General features: G+C 61.9%; 19 protein-coding genes. 18 read left to right on the forward strand and 1 reads right to left on the reverse strand.

Features of this window, described 5'->3' with window-relative positions:
- The first annotated feature begins 124 nt into the window (after positions 1 to 124).
- The 7 genes from Q0K00_RS04605 to Q0K00_RS04635 all read left to right on the forward strand — a co-directional run bounded on the left by Q0K00_RS04605 (position 125) and on the right by Q0K00_RS04635 (position 7,335).
- The gene (locus Q0K00_RS04605; protein ID WP_297227666.1) at positions 125 to 466 is read left to right on the forward strand and encodes a hypothetical protein; all 342 of its coding nucleotides are present in this window, start codon (positions 125 to 127) and stop codon (positions 464 to 466) included.
- Positions 467 to 591: 125 nt separating this feature from the next.
- Positions 592 to 3,207 (forward strand): TIGR03960 family B12-binding radical SAM protein, encoded by a 2,616-nt coding sequence (locus Q0K00_RS04610; protein WP_297227668.1) that lies wholly within the window; start codon positions 592 to 594, stop codon positions 3,205 to 3,207.
- A gap of 89 nt (positions 3,208 to 3,296) precedes the next feature.
- Positions 3,297 to 3,911, forward strand: coding sequence for a GDSL-type esterase/lipase family protein (locus Q0K00_RS04615; RefSeq protein WP_297227669.1), 615 nt, complete (start codon positions 3,297 to 3,299; stop codon positions 3,909 to 3,911).
- Positions 3,912 to 3,920: 9 nt separating this feature from the next.
- The gene (locus Q0K00_RS04620; protein WP_297227671.1) at positions 3,921 to 4,151 is read left to right on the forward strand and encodes a hypothetical protein; all 231 of its coding nucleotides are present in this window, start codon (positions 3,921 to 3,923) and stop codon (positions 4,149 to 4,151) included.
- Positions 4,152 to 4,411: 260 nt separating this feature from the next.
- Entirely contained in the window at positions 4,412 to 4,927 is a 516-nt protein-coding gene (locus tag Q0K00_RS04625; protein ID WP_297227694.1) for a CarD family transcriptional regulator, read from the forward strand.
- Positions 4,928 to 5,189: 262 nt separating this feature from the next.
- Positions 5,190 to 6,440, forward strand: coding sequence for a transcription termination factor Rho (rho, locus tag Q0K00_RS04630; protein WP_297227696.1), 1,251 nt, complete (start codon positions 5,190 to 5,192; stop codon positions 6,438 to 6,440).
- Positions 6,441 to 6,561: 121 nt separating this feature from the next.
- Complete coding sequence (locus Q0K00_RS04635; protein ID WP_297227672.1) at positions 6,562 to 7,335, forward strand: PAS domain-containing protein; 774 nt, start codon at positions 6,562 to 6,564, stop codon at positions 7,333 to 7,335.
- Between the two features lie 185 nt (positions 7,336 to 7,520).
- Here the strand turns inward: Q0K00_RS04635 and mgtE are convergent, their stop codons facing one another.
- Positions 7,521 to 9,038, reverse strand: coding sequence for a magnesium transporter (gene mgtE / locus Q0K00_RS04640; RefSeq protein WP_297227674.1), 1,518 nt, complete (start codon positions 9,036 to 9,038; stop codon positions 7,521 to 7,523).
- A gap of 232 nt (positions 9,039 to 9,270) precedes the next feature.
- On the opposite strand from mgtE, the gene nadC reads away from it, so the two are divergent.
- The 11 genes from nadC (at position 9,271) to hypE (ending at position 23,199) form a co-directional block, all read left to right on the forward strand.
- Complete coding sequence (gene nadC, locus Q0K00_RS04645; protein ID WP_297227675.1) at positions 9,271 to 10,170, forward strand: carboxylating nicotinate-nucleotide diphosphorylase; 900 nt, start codon at positions 9,271 to 9,273, stop codon at positions 10,168 to 10,170.
- 11 nt (positions 10,171 to 10,181) lie between these two features.
- On the forward strand, positions 10,182 to 11,243 hold the full coding sequence (gene nadA, locus Q0K00_RS04650) for a quinolinate synthase NadA (RefSeq protein ID WP_297227676.1): 1,062 nt from the start codon (positions 10,182 to 10,184) through the stop codon (positions 11,241 to 11,243).
- A 120-nt stretch (positions 11,244 to 11,363) separates the two neighbouring features.
- Positions 11,364 to 12,962 carry an L-aspartate oxidase gene (gene nadB / locus Q0K00_RS04655; protein ID WP_297227678.1) on the forward strand — a complete coding sequence of 533 codons (1,599 nt, stop codon included), beginning with the start codon at positions 11,364 to 11,366 and terminating at the stop codon, positions 12,960 to 12,962.
- 41 nt (positions 12,963 to 13,003) lie between these two features.
- Entirely contained in the window at positions 13,004 to 14,443 is a 1,440-nt protein-coding gene (locus Q0K00_RS04660) for a hypothetical protein (protein ID WP_297227680.1), read from the forward strand.
- A 49-nt stretch (positions 14,444 to 14,492) separates the two neighbouring features.
- On the forward strand, positions 14,493 to 16,241 hold the full coding sequence (locus Q0K00_RS04665; RefSeq protein WP_297227681.1) for a hypothetical protein: 1,749 nt from the start codon (positions 14,493 to 14,495) through the stop codon (positions 16,239 to 16,241).
- Positions 16,242 to 16,244: 3 nt separating this feature from the next.
- Complete coding sequence (locus Q0K00_RS04670) at positions 16,245 to 17,438, forward strand: class I SAM-dependent rRNA methyltransferase (RefSeq protein ID WP_297227682.1); 1,194 nt, start codon at positions 16,245 to 16,247, stop codon at positions 17,436 to 17,438.
- A 57-nt stretch (positions 17,439 to 17,495) separates the two neighbouring features.
- The gene (locus Q0K00_RS04675; protein WP_297227683.1) at positions 17,496 to 18,680 is read left to right on the forward strand and encodes an alanine--glyoxylate aminotransferase family protein; all 1,185 of its coding nucleotides are present in this window, start codon (positions 17,496 to 17,498) and stop codon (positions 18,678 to 18,680) included.
- Between the two features lie 91 nt (positions 18,681 to 18,771).
- Positions 18,772 to 19,083: a DUF1844 domain-containing protein gene (locus Q0K00_RS04680; RefSeq protein WP_297227686.1), complete on the forward strand. Its 312-nt coding sequence runs from the start codon at positions 18,772 to 18,774 to the stop codon at positions 19,081 to 19,083.
- A 294-nt stretch (positions 19,084 to 19,377) separates the two neighbouring features.
- Positions 19,378 to 20,433 (forward strand): N-acetyl-gamma-glutamyl-phosphate reductase, encoded by a 1,056-nt coding sequence (gene argC, locus Q0K00_RS04685; RefSeq protein ID WP_297227688.1) that lies wholly within the window; start codon positions 19,378 to 19,380, stop codon positions 20,431 to 20,433.
- A 252-nt stretch (positions 20,434 to 20,685) separates the two neighbouring features.
- Positions 20,686 to 21,834, forward strand: a complete 1,149-nt coding sequence (hypD, locus tag Q0K00_RS04690) for a hydrogenase formation protein HypD (RefSeq protein WP_297227690.1) — start codon at positions 20,686 to 20,688, stop codon at positions 21,832 to 21,834.
- Between the two features lie 330 nt (positions 21,835 to 22,164).
- Positions 22,165 to 23,199: a hydrogenase expression/formation protein HypE gene (gene hypE / locus Q0K00_RS04695; protein ID WP_297227692.1), complete on the forward strand. Its 1,035-nt coding sequence runs from the start codon at positions 22,165 to 22,167 to the stop codon at positions 23,197 to 23,199.
- The last annotated feature ends 165 nt before the right edge of the window (positions 23,200 to 23,364 follow it).

Here is a 23,364-nt window from a genome sequence, read left to right on the forward strand (position 1 = left end):
CCGGGCGTTGAGGCATGTCCGCGCCATACCAGGCACTGTCCGCAGCGTTCGGCTCCGTCCTGTCCACAGGACGCCCTCCGGCTCTATCCTGGCGGGCGCTTCCGCCGTTTTCGAGGAGAAACTCATGGCCTACGATATCCGACTGATGAAGCTTGTCACCGGCGAACTGGTCATCGGCAAATATGATGCCGAAAAAGACTGTCTCAATGAGACCGCCATCATCCAGAGCATCCCGACGCAGCAGGGTATGCAAATGATGATCCTGCCCTATGGCTATCCTTTTGAACCCAATTTCGAGGGCACCATCGAGGGCAAGCATTTCCTGTACCGCTATGCCGATACCCCCAAGGAGATGCAGGACAAGTACATTGAAGCCAGCACCAATCTCACTGTCGCCGGCGGTCTCGGCAAGCTCAAGTTCGGCGGCGGGCCCGCTCCCACGTCCGGCGGACTGGTGACGCCGTAGTCCCTGCCTGCGCCGTTTCCGCGCCACTCCGCCGGAAAGGCGCGAACAGGGGGAAAGATCCTCTTCCGATACTCGGGGCGGTGGTGACCGCCCTTTTTTCATGCCCCTTTCAGCCCGGGATTCCCATGCAACGACTGCTTCCGCTCCTGCCCCGTCCCAGCCGCTATGTCGGCATCGAAGAAGGCGCTTGCCGCAAATCTCCCGAAACGGTCAGCCTGCGGGTAGCGCTGGCCTTTCCTGACACTTACGACGTCGGCATGTCCTATCTGGGACAAAAGATCCTTTACGGCATCGTCAATGCCCGTGAAAACTGGTGGGCCGAGCGCGTCATGGCGCCGGACCGGGAAAGCGGCGAGATTCTGCGCCGTCACGCCGCCCCGCTCTGTACGCTGGAGTCCGGGCTGCCCATCGGCAAGGCGGACTGCGTCTCCTTCTCCGTCACCAATGAACTCTGCTACACCAATGTGCTGTACATGCTGGATCTGGGCGGCATCCCGCTGCGCCATGCCGACAGGCCCGATGACTTGTCCGCCTGTCCGCTGATCTTTGCGGGCGGCGGCGCGCTGCTCAGCGCGGAACCGCTGGTGCCCTTTCTGGACTTCTGCGTCCTGGGCGACGGCGAGGAGACGCTCGTGGACGTGCTCGACCTGCTGGAAAAGGCCAAGGCTCAAGGCTGGGGCCGCGCCCGTTATCTGGAGGAAGTCCGCCACATCCCCGGCATCTATGTGCCGTCCTTCTTCACGCCGCAGGCCGACGGCAGTCTGCTGCCCCGCTTTGCCGACCATGCCCGCCCTGCCCGGCGTATCGTGGCGGACCTCAACAGCGCGGCCTACCCTGTGGAGCAAGTCGTGCCCGTGGGAGCGGTACATAACCGCCTTTCGCTGGAGATCGCCCGTGGATGCACGCGCGGCTGCCGTTTCTGCCATGCGGGCATGGTCTACCGACCGGTGCGGGAACGCTCGCTGGACGATATCGCCCGCCTGCTGGACGATTGTCTGAACAAGACCGGCTTTGACGAGATCTCCTTCCTTTCTCTGTCCACCGGAGACTTCTCCGCTCTCAAGACCCTGTCCAACCGGGTACTTGACCGCTGCGTCCACGAACAGGTCAGCCTTTCCCTGCCGTCGTTGCGCGTGGGCTCCATCGATGACGACATCATGCGCCGCATGGCCGATATCCGCCGCACGGGCTGTACCCTTGCGCCGGAAGCGGGCAGCCAGCGCCTGCGCGACGTCATCAACAAGGGCGTCAGCGAGGAGCAGCTCCTCCTCCATGTGCAGAAACTGCTGGAATACGGCTGGCGTCAGGTCAAGCTCTATTTCATGATCGGTCTGCCCACGGAAAACGACGACGACCTGCTGGCCATCGCCGACCTCTGCCGCAAGGTACGCGACGCCGCCGGGCGCGGCAATCCGCGCATCCAGGTGACGGCAGCCCTTTCCCCCTTCGTGCCCAAGCCTTTCACGCCCTTCCAGTGGGTGGAACAGATCGGCATGGAGGAGATCGAGCGCCGCGTCCGTCTGGTGCGCGAAGCCTTCAAGGGCCAGAAATTCCTCAAGCTGCGCTGGCATGAACCGGCCATGAGCCACCTGGAAGGCATCCTTTCCCGCGCCGGGCGCGAACTGGCCCCGGTAGTGGAGGCCGCCTATCGCAAGGGCGCCATCTTCACCAGCTGGGTGGAAGAATTTTCCCTCGAGCCGTGGTATGAAGCGCTGGCGGAAAACAGCCTTGCTCCCGCCGACTACATCGCCGCCCGCCCCCTGGACGCCCCCCTGCCCTGGGATCATCTGGAAGCTGGCATTTCCCCCGAATTCCTGCGCCGCGAATGGGAGCGGGCCCAGGCCGAAAAAGTGACCGACGACTGCCGCTATGGAGCCTGCCGCGCCTGCGGGGCCTGTGATACCCCGGCCCGGCCCTCACGCCTGCCCCATGCCGGGAAAGCCACGGACGACGGCCCCCTGCACCGCAACCGCCTTATCTTCAGCCAGCGGGACCAGAGCGCCCACGAACCGCACAGGGATGCCGAAGGCCGCATCATCTGCCGTGAACTGGAAAAGAAGCCGCCGCAGATCGCGCCGGAACTCACCGTCAAGGCCGCACAGTTCCGCGTCTGGCACAGCAAGACCGACGGTTGCGCCTATCTGAGCCAGCTGGAGTTGCAATCCCTGCTGGAGCGGGCCCTGCGCCGCGCCCGCCTGCCCATGAGCTTCTCGCAGGGCTTCCATCCCCTGCCGCTCATGAGTTTCGGCCGCGCCCTGCCCGTAGGGGTGGAAAGCCGAGCGGAATGGTTTGCCATCACCCTGCGCGAACCGCTCGCCGCGACGGAAGTCGCCCGCCGCCTGCGGGAAGTCCTGCCGCCCGGCATGGACATCCTGCATGTGGAAAGTGTGGACGGCAGCCGCCGTACGGAACAGTCCGTGCGCGAGACCTTTCAGCTGCATGTGGACGGCGTGGACGGCACGACGCTTGCCGGAGCCTTTGCCCGCTTTGCCGCCGAGGCCGAACATCCGCTGACGCGCGAAACCAAGAAAGGCCCGCGTACGTCGGACATCCGCCCCCTGCTCGGCCAATGGACGCAAGAGGGCGATGCCGTGACATTCACGCTGGATTGGTCTACCATGTATCTCTCTCCGGCAGTCTTCTGCCTGGCTGTCCTGGCCCCGCTGGCCGAAGCCGACACCCTGCGTCCCGCCATGCATCTGTGCAAGACGGAACAGCACTTTGCCGCCGAACGCCGGTAGGCAAAACCGCCCGACCTGACCGCCGCGCTTTTGCTCCGCCTTTCCGGGCCAAAAGCGCCACAGGGAACGGCACTACAGGAGGATAACGGATGTCCCGCAATGTGACGGAAACATGGTTCTTTTACGGCGACTCCCTGACGCTCGGCGTCAATGACGACGCCATGCAGGGCGGCTGGGTCGGCCGTCTTGCCCGCAAGGGCAGCGCGGCGGGCCTCTATGACCTGCCCCCGGCGACCTTCTATAATCTGGGGGTCCGCCGTCATACGGTCATGGACGTGAAAGCCCGCTGGAAACAGGAATGGGAAGCACGCCAGCTTCCCGGCATCTCCCCGCACATCGCCTTCTGCGCAGGTGTGGTGGACATGGTGCCCGCCGACGGCAGACCCGTGGCCGAAGTCTGCGCCGCCATGCAGGCCATGCTGACCGAAGCGGCCGCTCTTGCTCCGGTATTGCTCATCAGCGTGCCCCCCATCGCCAATCCCGACGTGACGGCCCGTATCGCCGGCCTCAACCAGGCCTATGCCGCCCTCTGCGCCGAGCATGGTTTCGGCTGGGCGGATGTCTTCGACACGCTCAAAAATTCGTCCACTTACATGGAAAGCCTCCGTGACGGTATCCATGCCGCGCCTGAAGGCTGTGAGTACATGGCTGAGGCCCTCTTTGCCCTGCCGTCGGTACGGGCATTTCTGACCACACAACACTAGGACATACGCATGGGTTCCTGTCATCCCTTCAAAGATGATGCCCCGTTTGCCGACAAGGTGAAAACGCTGGAAGATGACGAGCTGCTGGAGATCTGGGAAGAGACGCAGCAGCTCGCGGGGCTCCTTTCCCAGCAGATCAAGGCCGAGCTGCCGCTTGCCCCGGAATATGAACAGCTCATCGTCGCTGAACTGCAATTGCGGCACGGCCGCCGCCTGTATGCCGCCGGCATGGAAAAATAGACTTCCTTCTCCTGCCGCGAGAAAAGCCCTGGAGCCGAACGCTTCCGGGGCTTTTTCTTTTCCCGTCGCATCTCGCGGAGCGATCGTTCCCGAGCGTCCCCTCAGACGACGGCAGGATATCCCGTCCGTGCACCCGCAAAAAAAATTTTTTTGCTGGACATCACTTTCGCATCTTGCTAGTATTTTTTAACAGTCGGGAAATCCATTCCCGACCTTTCCCTTTTTTTGTACTCCCACATATCAACCGGAAGTGGATGCCTATGTTTACCGCCGGTGAGCTTGTCGTTTATCCCGCGCAAGGGGTAGGAGAGATAGAACGCGTCAATAATCAGCAAATAGGCGGCGTCGCGTGCGAGCTGTACATCGTGCGCATCCGCGCCAATAACATCACGCTCATGGTGCCGGTGGCCAATGCGACCAACGTGGGGCTGCGCCCGCTCATTGCCGCTGAAGAAGCTCGCCGCATCTGGGGCTCCCTCCAGTCCGAAACGGAAAAAAACGTCCACACCGGACAGAACTGGAACCGCCGCTTCCGCGAATATTCCGAACGCCTCAAGAGTCCCGACCTCGGCGTGGTGGCCGAAGTGCTGCGTGAGCTGCTGCTCATCAGCCGTCAAAAGGACCTTTCCTTCGGGGAACGCCGCCTCCAGGAGCAGGCCATGAGCCTTGTCACCGGCGAGATCGGAGAAGTGCTCAAGCTGGATGAACATGCCCTGCGCGACGATCTTCTCCAGCGCTATGCGCCGCCTCCCGTGCCGGAAGCCGCCGCCTGCTGACACAATCGTCGTCGCCTGTCAGACGCCTTTCTTGCCGCTCGCCCGTGGGAAATCCTAGTTTTTTTGCTTGCCTTTTTTCCTGACTTGCGCTAATCGCAAGGCACACATCTTTTTTGTTCCATTCCCTGCGATCCTCTCTATCACACCAGACGACACGATCATCGTGCCGTACTCTACTCCTCGCTGTAATCTCATGGAAAAGAAACCTCGTAAGCCCGTTCGCAAAAAAAAGGCCGAGCCGGAACTCCTGTCCGACAGCACCCTGAGTCTCACCGATCTCAAAACCCGCAGTATGCAGGATCTCATGGAACTGGCGGAAAAATACGAGATCGAGAATGCCAGTTCCATGCGCAAACAGGAGCTCATCTTTGCGCTGTTGCAAAGCTGCGCCTCCCAGAACGGCGCCATTTTCGGGGACGGCGTGCTGGAGATATTGCCGGATGGTTTCGGTTTTCTGCGCTCCCCCTTATGCAGCTATATGCCCGGCCCGGACGATATCTACGTCTCCCCCTCCCAGATACGGCGCTTTTCCCTGCGCAAGGGGGATGTGGTGTCCGGGCAGATACGTCCCCCCAAGGAAGGGGAACGCTACTTCGCCCTGCTGAAAGTCACCGAGATCGGCTTTGAACCGCCGGAAAACGCCAAAAACCTTGTTCTTTTCGATAACCTTACCCCTATCTATCCCGATCGCCAGCTGGTCATGGAAAATGGCGACAAAAACCTCTCCAACCGCGTCATAGACCTCATGGCCCCCATCGGCTGCGGCCAGCGCGGCCTCATCGTCGCCCCACCCCGCACCGGCAAGACCGTTCTGCTGCAATCGCTGGCCAATGCCATCAACGCCAACAACCCTGACGTCTACCTTATCGTCCTGCTCATCGACGAACGCCCAGAGGAAGTCACCGACATGGAACGCACGGTCAAGAAGGCCGAGGTCGTGAGTTCCACCTTCGACGAGCCCCCGCAGCGCCATGTGCAGGTCTGCGAAATGGTGCTGGAAAAGGCCAAACGCCTTGTGGAGCGCAAGCGGGACGTAGTCATCCTGCTGGATTCCATCACCCGCCTCGGGCGCGCCTTCAATACCGTCACCCCCTCTTCGGGCCGCGTGCTTTCCGGCGGTCTGGATGCCAATGCCCTGCAACGTCCCAAGCGCTTTTTCGGCGCGGCCCGCAATATCGAAGAAGGCGGCAGCCTGACCATCATCGCCACGGCCCTCATCGACACCGGTTCCCGCATGGATGAAGTGATCTTTGAAGAATTCAAGGGAACCGGCAATATGGAGATCTTCCTGGACCGCCATCTTGCCGAAAAGCGCGTTTTCCCGGCCATCGACATCAATCGTACCGGCACGCGCAAGGAAGATCTGCTCCTGCCGGAAGATGTGCTCAACCGGGTCTGGATCCTGCGCAAGATCCTTGCGCCCATGTCCCCCATCGACAGTATGGAATTCCTGCTGGACAAGATGCGGGGCACCAAGTCCAACAAGGATTTCATGAACGCCATGGGCAAGTAGCACTCTTTGGTGTGCAGTGGTGCATGGAACACCCGCCACGCGGTATTATGCTGTCAGCCTCTCCGGTTGGGAAAAATCGAGAAAATTGCAGCACGACAATATATGGAAGGAGGATTAATTTATGAAACCCATTATATTTTCGGAGGATGTAAAAAAAGTACTCGATATGATTCCCGTTGCCATAGTTGAGATTTCTTTCGGTGAGGGGATCACCCGTGATGCCAATAATGCCAATAATGCTTTTTATGCATTAACGGGCAGCACGCGCGAACAGTACATGGAAGAAGAATTAAGCGGAAATCCGCGCAATATTCTCCACCCCGATGACCTGGTTCCCGTTTTTGAAGCATTCAAAACCCATGCTGAACAGAAAGAAAGTTTTGATATCCAGTATCGCGTTATACATATGGATGGCAGCACGGTCTGGCTTGGTGTTCATGCCGCATACGTGGGAACCAACGACGGAAAAGCCACGTTCCTTTGCACGATGCAAGTCATTACAAAAGAGAAAAGAAACCACGCCAGGCTCAGATACTATGTGTTACGTGATGCCGCATTCAAAAGTATGACGGAAAACATATATATGGAGTACAATTTAGAAACTGATTGTATCGTTTTTTCAGGAAAATGGAATACTATCATGCGTAATAATACTTTTACTCGAGTTTTGGATAGCAACCTTGAAGATTTTTGCTTTCTTCCTGAAAAATCAAAAAAAATATTTTTTTCCATATTGCAGCGAAAAAGCTATAAACAGAACATGCAGAAATCTTCTTCAATAAAATTTCTTACAAAGAGAAATGAAGAAATAGTATACTCCGCAAAAAGTGTCCACATTTCTCCGTCATTTATTCTCGCGGTGTTCAATCCCCAAAAATACATAGAGCAGATTTAGAGAATTTTCGACATGCGTTTTGTTATGAAATCATGAATATTCCTTAAAATATAATGTGAATAATTTTTCAATAATTTCCGTCAGTTAAACACAAATATGACCGATATTGTCCAGGTGTGAAGTACCCATGCCGTCTTGTATGGTTTTTTTCATTTTCCCTGACCATCTTTTTCGCAGGAAAAACGCTAAGGAAAAAGGAAGAGCGTCGCCAGTCCCAGAAAGAGGAAAAAGCCCGCGCCGTCGGTGATGGTGGTGAGGAAGATGCTGGAGGCCTGCGCCGGGTCGCGTCCCATAGCCCGGAAGATAAGGGGGATGGAGCCTCCGGCCACGGCCCCGAGCATCATGTCGCAAAACAGCGCTCCGGCCATGACCATGCCCACTTGCGGCACGCTGGTGAATATCCAGGCCCCCACAAAGGCCAGCAGGGCCATGATGACGCCGGTGAACAGGCCGATCTTGGCCTCGCGCAGCACGGCCAGCCAGGCTTTTTTCTGCTCGAAGCGATCCGTCGCCAGTTGCCGGATCATGACGGCCAGGGCCTGCTGGCCGGTATTGCCGGCCTGATTGGCCACCATGGGCATGAGCACGGCCAGCGCGGCCATCTGGGCGATGCTCCCCTCGAACATGTAGACCACGGAAGCGGATAAGGCCGAATTGACCATGTTCACCACGAGCCAGGGCAGGCGCCTGACCACGCTTTGCAGCCACGGGGTGTCGACGCTTTCCCCGGGGTCCGCGCCCACCATGCCCTGCATGTCGGCGCTGGCCTCCTCGTGCATGATGTCCATGATGTCGTCGTAGGTGACGACGCCCATGATGTGTCCCTCGTGGTCCACAACGGGCATGGCCAGAAAGTTGTAGTGCGACAGCAGGCTGGCCACTTCGCCCTTGTCCATGTCGTAGGGGACGCTGACCACGCTCTGCCCGCGCACGGCGTCGCCCACCACCGTTCCCGGCCGGGCCAGCATGATGTCCCGGAGGGAAAGCACGCCGAGCAGCATGTCCGTGGCATCCACCACATAGCCGTAGTAGGGGCTCTCCTTGTCTTCCATCTCGCTGCGGATGTGGGCAATGGCCTCATCCACGGTCATATGTTCTTCGAGCAGGATGAGCTCGATGTTCATGACCCCGGCGGCGGAATCCGGATCAAAGTTGAGCAGGTTGCGCAGCTCTTCGGAGTCTTCCCTGTCCAACTTGCCGAGCAGGACGTCGCGGTGTCCTTCGTCCAATTCATCCAGCACGTCGGCGGCGTCGTCCGGCTCCATCTCAGCGATGATCTGAGCGGCCACGTCAGCGTCGAGATTCTCCAGCACGTCCACGGCCACGCTGCCGTCCAGCTCGGCAAGCGCTTCGGCGGCGTCCTCGGTGGCCATGTGGCGCAGCGCACAGACCTGCTTTTCCAGCGTCAGATTTTCCAGATGGTCGGCAAGGTCGGCGGGATGGACGAACTCGGCGTCGATCTCATCCCCTTCGTCGAGACAGTAGTCCGGCATGGAATAACGATGCTGCTCATCGGAGGACGTGTCCTCCTGATCCGACTCTGTGGCCAGCGGCGGCGGCACAGCGGAAAAGGACGACGCATACGACGCGGACGGAGGGGCTGATGCCTCTCGCCCCGCTCCACTGCCCTGCTGCGGCGCTCCTTCCGTCCGGGGAGAGGTCATGCGGTTGCCGGCAGCCTGCCAGTCTTCATGATCATGCATACCGACACCCCCTTACTGCCGACAGCTGTTGTGAAAAACGTCCCAATTCCTGTCTCGGCCTTGACGCAAACGGACAGGAACTTTATCAAGGAAGCACCATCGGTCGCCACATACCATGAACGGCCTGCCGCACCGGCGGAACAGCCGCCATGACGGACTGCCGGAACATGCCGTCCCCCATCGCGCGACCGTAGGGCATGACTTAGCACGCACCTATGACAGGGACAAGCAAATGTTGACGCCTTGGGCTACTTTTTTCTCCGGCCGTGGAGAAGTTTTTTTACGTCGTTCCGTGGAACTTGCGCTGGAAGAGGACGGGCCCGATCTGACGGCCGAGGGTCTCTTTTCTCCCACTGATCCCATGCGGGCCGTCATCCGCGCCAAGGAGGACACCCTTGTGGTGGGCCTGTCCATCATGGCGGAAGTCTTTGCCGCCATGCGGGCCGACACTGTCCGCTACACGCTGCTGGTCGAGGAAGGGCAACGGGTCCCGGCCATGACGGAAGTGGCCGTGATGGAAGGCCCGGCCGTGGTGCTGCTCAAGGCCGAACGGGTCATCCTCAATTATGTCACGCATCTTTCCGGCATCGCCAACCTGACGGCGCGCTATGTGCGCGAACTGGAAGGCACGGGCGTCCGCCTGCTGGATACCCGCAAGACCACGCCCTGCCTGCGCTGGCCCGAAAAGTACGCCGTTCTGGCGGGCGGCGGCTGCAATCACCGCAGGGATCTGACGGAAATGCTCATGCTCAAGGACAATCACATCGACGCCGCCGGTTCCATAGAACGCGCGGTACAAAAACTGCGCGCCACATATGCGCCCTGCCCGCCTATCGAGGTGGAATGCCGCACACTGGACCATGTGCGGGAAGCCGTGGCCGCCCGCGCGGACCGCATCATGATGGACAATATGCGTCCCCCGCTGCTGGGCGAGGCGCTGGCGCTGGTGCCCGCTCACATCGAGACCGAAGTCAGCGGCGGCGTGACGCTGGAAAATATCGGAGAACTGGCCCGCTGTTCTCGTCGCGCCCCGGACTTCATTTCCGTAGGACGCCTGACCCATTCCGCCGTCGCGGCGGATTTCAGCATGACCCTGCAACAGGGCCGGGCCGCCGGGCCTGCCCTCCCCTAAGGAAGTCTCCCATGCACGACACTGCTGCCGCCATCACCGCCCTCAAGTCCCGGCTCGGCTCCCGAGTCTGCATCATGGGCCACCACTACCAGAATGACGCCGTGGTGCGCCATTGCGACATCACCGGCGACTCGCTGGAACTGGCCCGCCGCGTACCGGACATCACAGCCGACCACATCGTCTTCTGCGGCGTCTACTTCATGGGCGAATCCGCGGCCCTTCTGGCCAAGCAGGATCAGAAGGTCCATCTGCCCGCCCCTGATGCCGACTGCGCCATGTCCCTCATGTCGCCGGCCGACAGCGCTCGTGCCGTCCTGCGCCAGCTGCACGACGGCGGCCGCAGGGTCATCCCCGTGGCCTACGTCAATACCACGCTGGCCCTCAAGGCCGTGGTGGGCGAGTTCGGCGGCACCGTCTGCACTTCCGCCAATGCGCGCACCGTCATGCGCTGGGCGCTGGATCAGGGGCAGGGCGTCCTCTTCCTGCCGGACCGCCACCTGGGCCGCAATGTCGGCAAACAGCTCGGCCTCGGCCCGGACGACTGGCATCTGCTGGAACTGGGGGCCGACGGTCTTTCCCCGGCGGAACGGGATCCCGCCCATTGCCTCTGGAAGGCTCCGCTGCTGCTCTGGCCGGGCTGTTGCCCCATCCATGATCATCTGACCGTGGAGCAGATCGCCGCCGCCCGCGCGGCCCATCCCGGCTGCCTGGTCATGGCCCATCCCGAATGTCGCCCGGAGGTCATCGACCTGTGCGACGGCGCGGGCTCCACCTCCTTCCTCATCAACGAAGCCGCCCGCCTTGCCGCGGAAAAGCCCGGCAGCACGCTCATCGTCGGCACGGAGACCAATCTTGTGGATCGACTGGGCGAACGCCATGCGGGCAGCTGCACCGTCCTGCCGCTGGGGCCGGCCATTTGTCCCGACATGGGCAAGGTGACCGAAGAAAACCTCCTCACCACGCTGCAGGCCATCGAGGCCGGTACGGCCGAAGCGCTTGTGGTGGACCCGGCCCTCTGCCCTCCGGCCCGCCAGACCCTGACCCGTATGCTGGACATCTGCGCCGCCTCCTGACGGCGCCGTGGACAAGGCGTCATCTTCCGGGGCATCGCGCCCTTCCCTGCCGCCGGGGCAGACGGTATCGCGCTGTCCCGGCCCAAGCCTGTAACCGCCTGTGGGCATTGAGGCAAGATCATGAGTCATTCTCGTTGCCATGTACCGGTTCTGATCATCGGGTCCGGCGTGGCCGGCTGCACGGCCGCGCTCACGCTGGCAGACGCCGGTCATGAGGTTCTGCTGATCAGCGCCGGGGACAACCTCGGTCAGGGGAATTCCGAGCTGGCGCAGGGCGGCATCATCTACCGCGCCGCCACCGATGATACGGACGCCGAAGCGCGCGCTCTGGAACATGACATCATGGTGGCGGGCCACCGCTACAATTCCCGCGCGGCTGTACGCCAGCTCTGCCGTCAGGGCCCCGTCTGCGTGGACGAGATGCTCCTTGAACGCGCCCGGGTCCAGTTTGACCGCAACCCGGACGGCAGCTTCAACCTCACGCGCGAGGGCGGCCACGGCGCGCCGCGCATCCTGCACCGGGCCGATTATTCCGGCAAAGCCATCATGGACGGCCTGACGGCACAGGTGGCGGCACATCCCCGCATCACGCGCCTTTTCCGGCGCGCCGCCATCGACCTGCTGACCAGCCGTCACCACGACCGCATCACCCAGTACCGCTACAGCATCACCAACCGCTGCCTCGGCGCTTACGTCCTCAACGAGGAGAGCGGCGAGCCGGAAACCATCCTTGCCGACTGGACAGTGCTGGCCACCGGGGGCGTGGGACAGGTATTCCTGCACTCCACCAATGCCCCGGGGTGCGTGGGAGCGGGCATTTCCATGGCCGCACGCGCCGGTGTGGCGCTGGCCAATCTGGAATTCATGCAGTTCCATCCAACGGCGCTCTATGAAGAACGCAGCAACCGCCGCCCCCTCATCACCGAAGCCATGCGCGGCGAAGGGGCGCGACTGCTGGATGAAAACGGACAACCCTTCATGCTGCGGCACGACAAACGCGGCGACCTTGCCCCGCGCGACATCGTGGCGCAGGCCATGATGGAAGAGATGCTGCACAGCGGATCCCCCTGCCTCTTCCTCGACGTGAGCGGCGTGAAGCAGGATCTGCCCACCCGCTTCCCCACGGTGTTCAATCAGTGCCTGGAAGTGGGCATCGACATCCGCAAGGAACCCATCCCCGTGGTCCCGGCGGCGCACTATTTTTGCGGCGGCGTCCTGGCCGACGCCAGCGGACGCACCTCCATGCCCAACCTCTACGCCATCGGGGAATGCGCCTGCACGGGCCTGCACGGCGCCAATCGCCTGGCCAGCACATCCCTGCTCGAGGGGGTCGTCTGGGGCGTGGCCTGCGGACGGGATCTGGCCAAGCAGGTCGGCCGCAAACACGGCGTCATCCCCAAGGGACTTGCCGACGCCATCCCCGACTGGCAACATGAGGGCGATGAACAACGCGATGACCCCGCTCTGGTGGCACAGGACTGGTTCAACATCCGCAGCACCATGTGGAACTATGTGGGCATTTCCCGCTCCGAGCCACGACTGCGCCGTGCTTTTGAAGATATGCGCGACCTCGTGCGACATATCCATGACTTCTACACGACCACACGCATCTCCCGCCGGCTGGTCGACCTGTTCCACGGATCGCAGACGGCCTATGTCATCACGCAGGCCGCCATGCGCAATCCGCACAGTCTCGGCTGCCATCACCGCATAGACTGACTGACGGAGGGGCGGCACGAGCCGCCCCTTTCCTTCCTGCCATGAAAAAATTCTTTCTTGCCCTGTTCATCCTGACGGCGCTGCTTTGTCTGATGGCCTACGGTTTTCTGCATCAGGCGGAACAACGCATGGAGCAGGCTCTGCTGGCTGGCCTGCCGCACATCTTTTCCCGTCAGGGCCAGCCGGCCACGGTCACGGGAAGCGTAGAGGCGTCCCTGCTGTCTGGACGCATCAGCCTGCGGGATCTGGATATACGGCAGCCCGGCGACGGTCTGCGGCTGCAGGTCAACGAACTTTCCTTCAGCCTGGATACCGAGCATCTCCATGCCACCCTGCAGACGCTGGAGCGGGGGCAAAGCGCCTTTGGCGGCGAAGAGCGCGGCCCGCTCGTGCTGGATGACGTCATCCTGCGGGGGGCACGCCTGCAGACCGCTAACGGAGCCTGGAGCGCCCAGCGCCAGCGCATGAACCATCTGGAGATCTCTTCCTCCCTGCTCTGGGCGCTGGATCGGGGGACCGCCACGCTGGAGACCTTCCGCAAAGGGCTGAGCTTTTCCGGCTATACGGCGGACTTCTGCGATTATGACGCGCCGTCCCTGCTGGCCCCCCTGCGTCTGGGCATACGGGAACTGACGGCCGAAGCCCTTGCCGACGGCAAGCTCATTCGTCTGGAAGGCGAAGACATCAGGCTGGTCAGTTCGCCATATACCGTGGAATGCCGCACGCTGCACCACGCCGCCCTGCCGCTTGCCGACATGCTGGACGCCCCGGACATGCTGTCCAGCCTGACGAGCTGCCTTGTGCCGGCCTCGATCGCTTCCCGGGATATGTCCAACGCGCACCGGGGGGATAACGGCTGGAGCCTTGAAGATGTACGCTGTCGTCTGGCGGATGCTCCGCTGTTTGCCATACGGCGTCTTTCCTGGGAAAAGGATGCGGATCTGGACGGCAAAAACTCGCAACGCCGCCTTGAAGGCGGCCAGATCCATGCCGATGCGCTGGCCAGCGCCCTGCGGCTCGAGTTGCCCGCGGGAGCCGTCTGGCATTGGGATATGAACGCCCAAAGCCATGTGACGGCCGAGGGGACAGAAGAGCGTCTCAGCTGGCAAAGCAGTCTGGCGGACGGCAGCTTCTCGGCCACCATCCTTGCGGGCAACGCCGGCGTGCGCCAGCTCGACCTCCACTACGCCGACAAGGGCCTGCTGGCCCTCGTGGCCCTCAATCAACCGGCGGCCCTGCGCGCCCCCCTGCCTCTGCTGGAAGAACATCTTCCCGCTCCCCTGCCGCAGCCATTGCGTGAGGCGCTGCTGCGCCTCTGGAAGCAGCCGGGGACGCTGGATATCGGCATGTCCGACGGTACGGTCTGGGATCCCTTTGCCGCTTTGCCGACAGCGGAGGCCCCTCCTTTCATCATCACGGTGGAACCCGGTCCCAAGACGCTGCGCGCACAGATTGACAGCGTGAAGAAAAAACAGAAATAAGAAAAGACGGCCCGCAACGGCCGTTACAGCCCTATATCAGGAGAATGTCATGAAACGAGCCCTCACCTTCCTTCTTGTCCTGCTCATCGCCGTGGGCGGTCTGTGCTACGCCGTGGACACGGCGATCCGTACACTGCTCGCGGCAGGCATACAAAAGATCCAGGACGAAAAGGATGCAAGCCTCGCCTCATGGGAATACGACTCTTTCTCCCGTCGCCTTGTCCTGCATGATGTGCGGTATCCTTTTCCGGAAAAAAGCATCACCCTCACAGCGCAGGAAGTCCAGGCCACCGTCAGTCTCCGCGCCGCTCTGCACGCTTTGCCGGTACTGGATTTCCTCCTTTCGCCCCAGAGCTATCTGACCCTGCTGGATGACTGGCAGGGGACGGGCTTCTCCTGTGAGCAGGCTTCCCCGAATGGAGAGCAGGCCCGCCTGACCATCGCCCGGCTGGAAGGGGCCGGTCTGGCCATTTCAGGAGAGCAGTTCAAAAAGATCCGCAAGGGATCAAAAGATCCGTGGGAGGCGCTGTCTCACCTCGCTGTCGCTTCCCTCCTGCTGGACGAACCAGAAATGTCCTGGACCCTGCGGCAAGAGCCGTCCCTCAGGCTGCGACTGGACAAAGGCGTGCTGGAAAAGTGGGACACTCAGGGCCGCATACACAGCATCAGATTGGAAAAATGTGCGATCCAAGAAGATAACAAGCCAGCCGTGCAGCTCGGTTCGCTGACGATCACGAGCCTGATGACGCGCACGCTGGCGAAGCTTGGTTCCCTGAACGATGCCGCGCGGACTTGGGATGCCTTCATCGAAGATATCCCCTTTGCCTCGCTGGCCGTGACCGATATGGATATGCGGCGTCCCGGCGAGATGTACACTCTGAGCGGATTTGAGATCGCCCGCGCCGAAGAGGCCCGCCGTCTGAAACGGCTCTCTTTCCAGAAGATGCTGCTGGAAGGGAAGAACGCTCACGACACCGCCAGCATACGCCTTGATGAATGCGAGGTGCGGGATCTGACTCTTCCCGACAGCGCGCAGGCGGCGGAACTCCGGCGTGCCGCCAAGGATCCCCAACTCCTTGGGCACCTTCTGGCCAGCAAGGGCCCGGATAAGCCCCTCTTCTCCCGCGCGCTGTTCAAGAACCTTTCCATTCAAAACAACGACATGACCATCGCGCTGGAGCTGCTGGACAACAGCTGGACGCAGGAGCAGGACACGCAGACCATTACCGGCACGATGACCAATCTTCTTGTCCCGAAATCCGTATTCCTCAAAAGCAGTCCCCGTCCTGTGGCTCTTCCCGGTCTAAAGGAATTTCGCTTCAACGCCTCCGCTACGCAAACCTTCTCGGGCAAAGCGTCCCATATGAAAGGAAATATCGTGGCGGACTCCCTCTGTGACCTGGACTACAGCTACGAAATGCAGGGCAAGAGCGTCCTGGGTCCCTGGACGGCCCTGCGCCATCTGGATATCCGTCTGACGGACAAGGGCCTCATGCCCATCCTCGCCTGCAATATCAACAAGGACCCGGCCGCCGCCCAAATGGGCATGGACGCTCTGACCCAGATGGTCGCCGCCAATCTGCCCAACGGCGAGACGCTCCTGCCCCCGCTCAGGAAGTTCGTTGCCAATCCCGGCGAGCTGAAGATAGGCATCACCGGCGATGAATGGATCCCCGTCCAGACCAATAATCCCCTGTGGCTCCTGCAGGCCGTGACGCGCCTGCGCATAGAATCCACACCGGGCAAGAGCTCGCTGGCCGACCTTGTCAAAGCCCAGCTGGAAAAGGCAGGGAACTAACCGATGCAGACCCTCTGGCTCAACAAAGGTGAGGATCGCCGTCTGCGTGCCGGACACCTCTGGGTATTCGGCAATGAAGTGGACAGCAAGAAAAGTCCCCTTTCCGCATTCACGCCCGGCGAAGCCGTCACGGTCCGGGATTCTCGCGGCGGCGTCATCGGCAGCGCCTTCGTCAATCCGCATTCGCTCATCTGCGCCCGGCTCTACAGCCGTGCCCCGGATACGGAACTGGATGCCGACCTCCTGCGGCAACGCCTGCAGACGGCGCTGGCGCTGCGTACCCGTCTCTTTGACCAGCCGTTTTACCGTCTCTGCCACGGGGAAGGCGATTTGTTGCCCGGCCTGATCGTCGACCGCTTCGACGGTCACCTGACCCTGCAACTGGGCACGGCCGGCATGGAGACTCGTCGCCATCTCCTTGCGGATTGCCTAGACGAGCTGCTGCATCCGGCTTCCCTGCTCTGGGACAACGATCTGGCTTCGCGTTCGCTGGAAGGCCTTTCCCGCGACAACGTCCTGGACGGGCCGGTCCCCCAGCGGCTGGAACTGCCCGAAAACGGCTGCACGTTCACCGCTCCCCTGCTGGACGGACAAAAGACCGGCTGGTTCTATGACCAACGGGGCAACAGGCAGGAAGCCGCGCGCTATGCTGAAGGGGCGGACGTTCTGGACATCTTCTGCTACGCCGGCGGCTTCGGGGCAACGGCAGCCGCACGGGGAGCCCGATCCGTCACCTTTCTTGACGCCTCGCCGCAGGCTGTGGAGCTGGCAGGCATCAACGCCGCCCGCAATGCGCCTCATCTGGCCGACAGCGACGCCATCCATACCCTGTGCGGCGACGCCTTTGATCTCCTGCGCGATCTGTACGACAGCGGCAAGCGCTTTTCCCTCATCTGCCTTGACCCGCCCGCCTTCATCAAACGACGCAAGGATGCGGCGCAGGGACTGGCCGCCTACCGCAAGATCAATGCGCTGGCCCTGCAACTGCTGTCGCCGGGCGGGATCATCGCCAGCTGCTCCTGCTCGCATCATCTGCCGGCCGATGAGCTGCGCCACTGCCTGAGCCAGGCCGCCGCGCGCCAGAAGGCCGCCCTGCGCCTTCTCTTTGCCGGCGGTCAGGGACCGGATCACCCCGTCCATGCGGCCATGCCGGAAACGGCTTATCTCAAATGCTTCATTGCCCAGCGTGCCGACTGACGCGGCCGCGCTCCGCCCACTAACGCCCGGTGCACGCCGGGCCCTGAAGGAAACGCCATGCTGAACAAACCCCGTCTCCTCACCCCCGGCCCCACGCCTCTGCCGGAACAGGTCCGCCTTGCGCTGGCCCAGGACATGATCCACCACCGTAAGGCCGCCTTCAAGGACATCATGCTGCGGGCACAGGGCAAGCTGCAAACCCTCTTCGGTACGGAACAGCCCGTGCTCCCCCTCTCCTGTTCCGGTACGGGCGCCATGACGGCCGCTGTGCACAGTCTTTTTGCGCCCGGCGACAGGGTCCTTGTCGTCAACGGCGGCAAATTCGGTGAGCGCTGGCAGCATATCGCCGCCGCCCGCGGACTGGAATGCGTACAGCTCGATGTGCCGTGGGGCCGTGCCGTGAAGCCTGCCGCCGTGGAAAAGGCGCTGGAGGCCGATCCCGGCATCCGCGGCGTGCTCATTCAGCTTTCCGAGACCTCCACGGGCGTGCTGCATCCCGTGCGCGAAGTGGCGGCCATCACCCGCACGCGCGACGTCCTGCTGGTGGCGGACGGCATCTCCGCCGTGGGCCTCTCCCCCTGTCCCATGGATGCGTGGGGCATCGACTGCCTGCTGACCGGCTCGCAAAAAGGGCTCATGCTGCCGCCCGGTCTGGCTTTGCTGGCCCTTTCCGCGCGGGCGTGGCAAAAGGCCGAGAGCATCCCGTCCGGCTGCTTCTATTTCAATCTGCCCAAGGAACGCGACAACGTGCTCAAGGGGCAGACGCTGTTCACCTCACCGGTCAATCTGCTCGTAGGACTGGACATCAGTCTGGACATCCTCCTCAAGGACGGACTGGATGCGCTTTACCGCAAGCAATGGGCCCTGACCATGCTTACCCGCACCGCGCTTACCGTCATGGGGCTGGAACTCTTTGCTCCGTCTCATTTTGCGTGGGGCATCACCAGCGTCTGCCTGCCTGCGGGCATCGACGGCGTGGAAGTGCTGCGTCTGGCGCAGGAAAGATACGGCATCGTCATGGCCGGCGGGCAGGATCAACTCAAGGGACGCATCGTGCGCATCGGTCATATGGGCTGGGTGGACTGGGCCGATGTGACGGCCGGTCTTTTCGCGCTGGATCGCTGCATCTTTGCCGTAGGCGGCTACAGCGGCGCACGGGACTATCTGGAGCAGGGCCTTGCCGCCTACGAGACCGCCCTTGCCCTTCCTCCCGGCACGCCGGTCATACGGCATCACGGTTAACGGCAGCCGCGCCGCACACGCAACGCGCGTCCTTTTGTCACGCATCGCCGGGCAGGATCACTCGTCCGCCCGGCACAAAGGAATATTCAGCATGAGTCAGAACAACGACGGCCCTGCCCGGGACACTCTGCCGGAAGTCACCTTTTCCACCTTCATCATGTCGCTGGCTTCCGCGGCGCTGGTGCAACTTGGCGAGGTGCCCAATCCCGAGACCGGCGTTCAGGCCACTCATCCCCGTCTTGCCCGCCATAGCATCGATATGCTGGAAATGTTGCACCGCAAGACCACGCAAGGTCTGGATGAACAGGAGCGCAAGCTGCTGGAGAGCCTGCTCTACGAACTACGCATGAAATATGTCCTGAAATGCGACTCACCGGGCGATCCGGGACAGCCAACGGCCTGAGGCCGATCGAAAGCCATGCGGACGATCTGTCTGGAACGATGTGCCCAGCGGGGCCACGAGAGCGTTTCACCTTTGAGAAAGGTGAAACGCGAGGCGGCGGCACAGCGCCTCCCGGCCCAAACCAAGCGGAAAAACAGCGTTTTTTTCCGCGAAATGCCTGACCATATGGTTTGAAACGCAAAGCGTTTCAAACTGGAAATGCTCCGAAAGACCGTCGGCATGGCTCCGCCATATTGCCGAGACGCCACGACGCGTCCCTGCCAACGTAACCCTCATACCAAAGGAGCGACCCCCATGCCTGACATGATTCGCGCCGGTCTTGTGGGCATTACCGGCTATACCGGAATGGAACTTGCCCGCCTGCTGGCAAACCATCCTTGTATGCGTCTGAACATGGCCTGTTCCCGGGCCGAGGCCGGACGCCGCCTCGGTGAATTCTATCCCTTCCTGGAACGCCTCTCCGGGTCGGAAGTGGTGATCACGGAATATGAGCCGCGCCGTATGGCGCGTGAGTGCAATGTGGTCTTTCTGGCCGTCCCGCACGGCAAGGCCATGGAAATGGCCGCCGACCTCGTCAACGAAGGGACAAAGGTCGTGGATCTGTCCGCCGACTTCCGCCTGCGGGATGTGGACGTGTACGAACAGTGGTATGTGCCGCATACGCGCAGGGAATTCCTCCCTCAGGCCGTCTACGGCCTGCCGGAACTGTACGCCGCCGAGGCCGCCAAGACCTATCTGATCGCCAATCCCGGCTGTTACCCCACTTCGGCCATCCTGGGCCTGTACGCCGCCTTCAAGAATGACTTCATCGAGGCCGAGGACATCGTTATCGACGCCAAGTCAGGCACGACCGGCGCCGGACGGAAAGGCGTCGTGCCGTCCCTGTTCTGCGAAGTGGCGGACACCTTCCGGGCCTACGGCCTCGGCAAGCATCGTCATACGCCGGAGATCGAACAAGAAGTCTCCCTGCTGGCGGGCAAGCCGGTAACGCTTTCCTTCAATCCGCACCTCGTCCCCATGAATCGCGGCATCCTGTCCACCATCTATACCAAACTCAAACAGCCGGGCACCACACTGGATGATGTACACGCCGCCTACGTCCGCACCTGGGCCGGCAGCCGCTGGGTACGCATCCTGCCCAAGGGATGTCTGCCGGAGACCCGCAATGTCCGCGGCACCATGTTCTGCGATATCGGCCTTGTGGTCGATCCGCGCACGTCACGTCTCATCATCGTCTCCGCCATCGACAACCTCTGCCGAGGCGCGTCCGGGCAGGCCATCGCCAATGCCAATCTCATGTGCGGCCTGCCGGTGGAGACCGGGCTGCAACTGGCCCCCCTCATGCCGTAGAGCGTGGCGACCAGACAGGTGGCCTGTTCTTTTTTGGGGGGAAGGGGAACTCCCTCGCGTCGCGCGGGAGGGGGGGCCTCTCCCCCCAAGCCCCTCCCCCAGCGCGCTTTTTCAGGGGGAACATACCGTGTTCGACGTTCTGCGCTTCCCTGCGATAAGCCTTCGCCACGCAGGTTGGAAGAAGGACGACCGCAAGGCCCCATCCTTTGCTGAAGGATCACCAACCCAGTTTTTTCCTGAGGAACCAGCATCATGGCGGAACAGCCCACATCCCCGAACCCAGCTTTCGACAATCCGTCCTCCCGCCTGACCGCCGCCCTGCGGGACCCGCAGCTTTGCCGCAGCCTGCTGGATCGTCTGCAGGCGGCGCTCGACGGCCGCAGCCTGCGCTTCATGGAAGTCTGCGGCACGCATACCGTTTCCATCTTCCAAAGCGGCCTGCGCTCACTGCTCCCGGAACAGGTGCTGCATCTTTCCGGGCCGGGCTGTCCCGTCTGCGTCACCCATGATGCGGAAGTGGCCGCCTTTCTCGATCTTGCCGGGCGTGACGGCATCATCCTGGCCACCTTCGGCGATCTGCTCCGCGTGCCTGGCCCCGGCGGCAAGAGCCTCAAGCACGCCAAGGCTCAGGGAGCGCGCGTCGAGATCGTCTACTCGCCGTTGGATGCGCTGACGCTGGCCGCTGAACATCCCAATGATATGGTGGTGTTTTTGGGCATCGGCTTTGAGACCACCGCCCCCACGGTGGCCGCTACCATCCTGACCGCACAACAACGCGGACTGGACAACTTCAGCGTGCTTTCCCTGCACAAGCTCGTCCCCCCCGCCCTGCGCGCACTGCTGGACGATCCGCAGCAGCAGGAACAGCCTATCGAAGCCTTCCTGCTGCCGGGCCATGTCTCCACCATCCTCGGTCTGGCCCCGTATGCTTTCCTTGCTGGGGAATACCACGTCCCCGCCGTTGTGGGAGGCTTTGAACCGGCGGACATCCTGCTGGCCCTCTGCCTCATGGCCGAACAACGGCGTGACGGCCGGGCCGAGGTGGTCAACGCCTATGCCCGCGCCGTGGACGATGGCGGGAACCCTCGCGCCCGTGCTCTGCTGGAGCAATGTTTCCAGCCTGCCGACGCTCTGTGGCGGGGCATCGGCCGCATCCCGCAAAGCGGTCTGGCCCTGCGTGAGGAATTTGCCCGCTTCGACGCCATGCGCCGTCTGGATCTGCACCTGCCCGACGTACCGCCTTTGCCCGGCTGCCGCTGCGGTCAGGTCCTCAAGGGACGCCTCACTCCGCCGCAATGCCCACTCTTCGGCAAAGCCTGCACGCCGGCAACACCTGTCGGCCCGTGCATGGTCTCCACCGAGGGCAGTTGCGCGGCCTATTTCAAGTATGTCCGGAACTAGGGGCTGTTAGCTTGTTTGGGGAGAAGGGGGCCCCCTCGCTCTGCTGTCGATGCCCGTAAGGCTCCTGCGTCGCCTAACGGGCACGGCCCTGCGGGCCGCCCGTCGGGTCGCTGCCTGCGCGGAAGGTGTCCCCCTTCCCCCCAAGCCCCCCATCCCTTCCCCAGCGCGCTTTTATCAGGGATGAAGCGGGCTATGCAGGAAACATTTCTCCACAAGCATACGAGAGAGACATGTGGAGTTAACATATTTATTTACAGAAATTATCATAAAACCCGCATAACGGATCCAGAGGGATACCCCACAGCCTTTAACCCTGTCAGAGAAATGCTTATGGATGACTGCATTCTACTGGATGCCGGAAGCGGCGGTCGCGCCTCGCAACGCCTCATCAGCCAGTGCTTCCGGCACCATTTTGCCAACCCCCTCCTTGACCGCATGGACGATGCCGCCCTGCTGCCCGTATCGCCCGCCCATGACAAACCGCTGGCCATGAGCACGGACTCCTACACCGTCACGCCTCTTTTTTTCCCCGGCGGCAGCATCGGCACTCTTGCCGTGCACGGTACCGTCAATGATGTGAGTATGCTGGGCGGCGACGTGCGCTATCTGAGCTGCGCCTTCATCATAGAGGAAGGGCTCCCCCTCGCCACTCTGGACAGGGTAGCCGCCGATATGGCAGCCGCCGCTCAGGAGGCCGGGATACAGATCGTCACCGGAGACACCAAGGTGGTGCAACGCGGAGCCTGCGATCAGCTGTTCATCAACACCACGGGCATCGGCCACCTGCTCGTGCAGCCGGAACCGTCCGGACATCGGGCCCGCCCGGGCGATGCGGTTCTGGTGAGCGGCGCTGTTGGCGATCACGGCCTGACCATCATGGGCAGTCGGGAAGGTCTTTCCTTCCTGACTGACGTGCGCTCCGACTCCGCTCCGCTCAACGGTCTTGTCCGTGCCGTTTTCGCCGCTGCGGAAGCGGCTGGTATGCCAGGAGAAGTCCATGTGCTACGCGACCCCACCCGCGGCGGGCTGGCCACCACCCTCAACGAGATCGCTGAACAATCCGGCGTCAGCATCGAACTGGACGAGCAGGCCATCCCTGTCCATGAAGCCGTCCGCAACGGCTGTTCCTTCCTTGGTCTTGATCCGCTCTATCTGGCCAATGAGGGCAAATGCCTCTGCATCGTGCCCGAAAGTTTGGCTGATACCGTGCTGGAAGCCATGCGCGCCACGCCTTACGGTCGGGAGGCCGCCTGCATCGGCACTGTCGGTGATGAGCGTGCCGGACAAGTCGTCCTGCGAACCCTCATCGGCGGGCAGCGCCTGCTCGGTATGCTGGAAGGAGCGCAGTTGCCGCGAATCTGCTGAAGAAGGTGGGGAAAGGGGCGGCACTTGAGAAGCTTTCCCTCTTCCCCCCATCTCACCTCTCCAACTTTTGCCGCTGCCGGGCATCGTAACTCTAGGTGGTGTCGTCAAATTAAATAGTATGTTATAATCTCTTCACTTACAATGAGGAGAGACTATATGGCGGCA

Source organism: uncultured Desulfovibrio sp., assembly GCF_944327235.1.
GTDB lineage: Bacteria > Desulfobacterota > Desulfovibrionia > Desulfovibrionales > Desulfovibrionaceae > Desulfovibrio.

What these genes read in the sequence shown, in the direction of transcription:
- argC (WP_297227688.1), top strand. Translation starts at nt 19,378, where the DNA reads ATGCCTGACATGATTCGCGCCGGTCTTGTGGGCATTACCGGCTATACC.
- nadA (WP_297227676.1), top strand. Translation starts at nt 10,182, where the DNA reads ATGCACGACACTGCTGCCGCCATCACCGCCCTCAAGTCCCGGCTCGGC.
- Q0K00_RS04670 (WP_297227682.1), top strand. Translation starts at nt 16,245, where the DNA reads ATGCAGACCCTCTGGCTCAACAAAGGTGAGGATCGCCGTCTGCGTGCC.
- Q0K00_RS04680 (WP_297227686.1), top strand. Translation starts at nt 18,772, where the DNA reads ATGAGTCAGAACAACGACGGCCCTGCCCGGGACACTCTGCCGGAAGTC.
- hypE (WP_297227692.1), top strand. Translation starts at nt 22,165, where the DNA reads ATGGATGACTGCATTCTACTGGATGCCGGAAGCGGCGGTCGCGCCTCG.
- Q0K00_RS04635 (WP_297227672.1), top strand. Translation starts at nt 6,562, where the DNA reads ATGAAACCCATTATATTTTCGGAGGATGTAAAAAAAGTACTCGATATG.
- hypD (WP_297227690.1), top strand. Translation starts at nt 20,686, where the DNA reads ATGGCGGAACAGCCCACATCCCCGAACCCAGCTTTCGACAATCCGTCC.
- Q0K00_RS04665 (WP_297227681.1), top strand. Translation starts at nt 14,493, where the DNA reads ATGAAACGAGCCCTCACCTTCCTTCTTGTCCTGCTCATCGCCGTGGGC.
- nadB (WP_297227678.1), top strand. Translation starts at nt 11,364, where the DNA reads ATGAGTCATTCTCGTTGCCATGTACCGGTTCTGATCATCGGGTCCGGC.
- Q0K00_RS04675 (WP_297227683.1), top strand. Translation starts at nt 17,496, where the DNA reads ATGCTGAACAAACCCCGTCTCCTCACCCCCGGCCCCACGCCTCTGCCG.
- nadC (WP_297227675.1), top strand. Translation starts at nt 9,271, where the DNA reads ATGTTGACGCCTTGGGCTACTTTTTTCTCCGGCCGTGGAGAAGTTTTT.
- Q0K00_RS04660 (WP_297227680.1), top strand. Translation starts at nt 13,004, where the DNA reads ATGAAAAAATTCTTTCTTGCCCTGTTCATCCTGACGGCGCTGCTTTGT.
- Q0K00_RS04615 (WP_297227669.1), top strand. Translation starts at nt 3,297, where the DNA reads ATGTCCCGCAATGTGACGGAAACATGGTTCTTTTACGGCGACTCCCTG.
- Q0K00_RS04625 (WP_297227694.1), top strand. Translation starts at nt 4,412, where the DNA reads ATGTTTACCGCCGGTGAGCTTGTCGTTTATCCCGCGCAAGGGGTAGGA.
- mgtE (WP_297227674.1), bottom strand. Translation starts at nt 9,038, where the DNA reads ATGCATGATCATGAAGACTGGCAGGCTGCCGGCAACCGCATGACCTCT.
- Q0K00_RS04605 (WP_297227666.1), top strand. Translation starts at nt 125, where the DNA reads ATGGCCTACGATATCCGACTGATGAAGCTTGTCACCGGCGAACTGGTC.
- Q0K00_RS04620 (WP_297227671.1), top strand. Translation starts at nt 3,921, where the DNA reads ATGGGTTCCTGTCATCCCTTCAAAGATGATGCCCCGTTTGCCGACAAG.
- Q0K00_RS04610 (WP_297227668.1), top strand. Translation starts at nt 592, where the DNA reads ATGCAACGACTGCTTCCGCTCCTGCCCCGTCCCAGCCGCTATGTCGGC.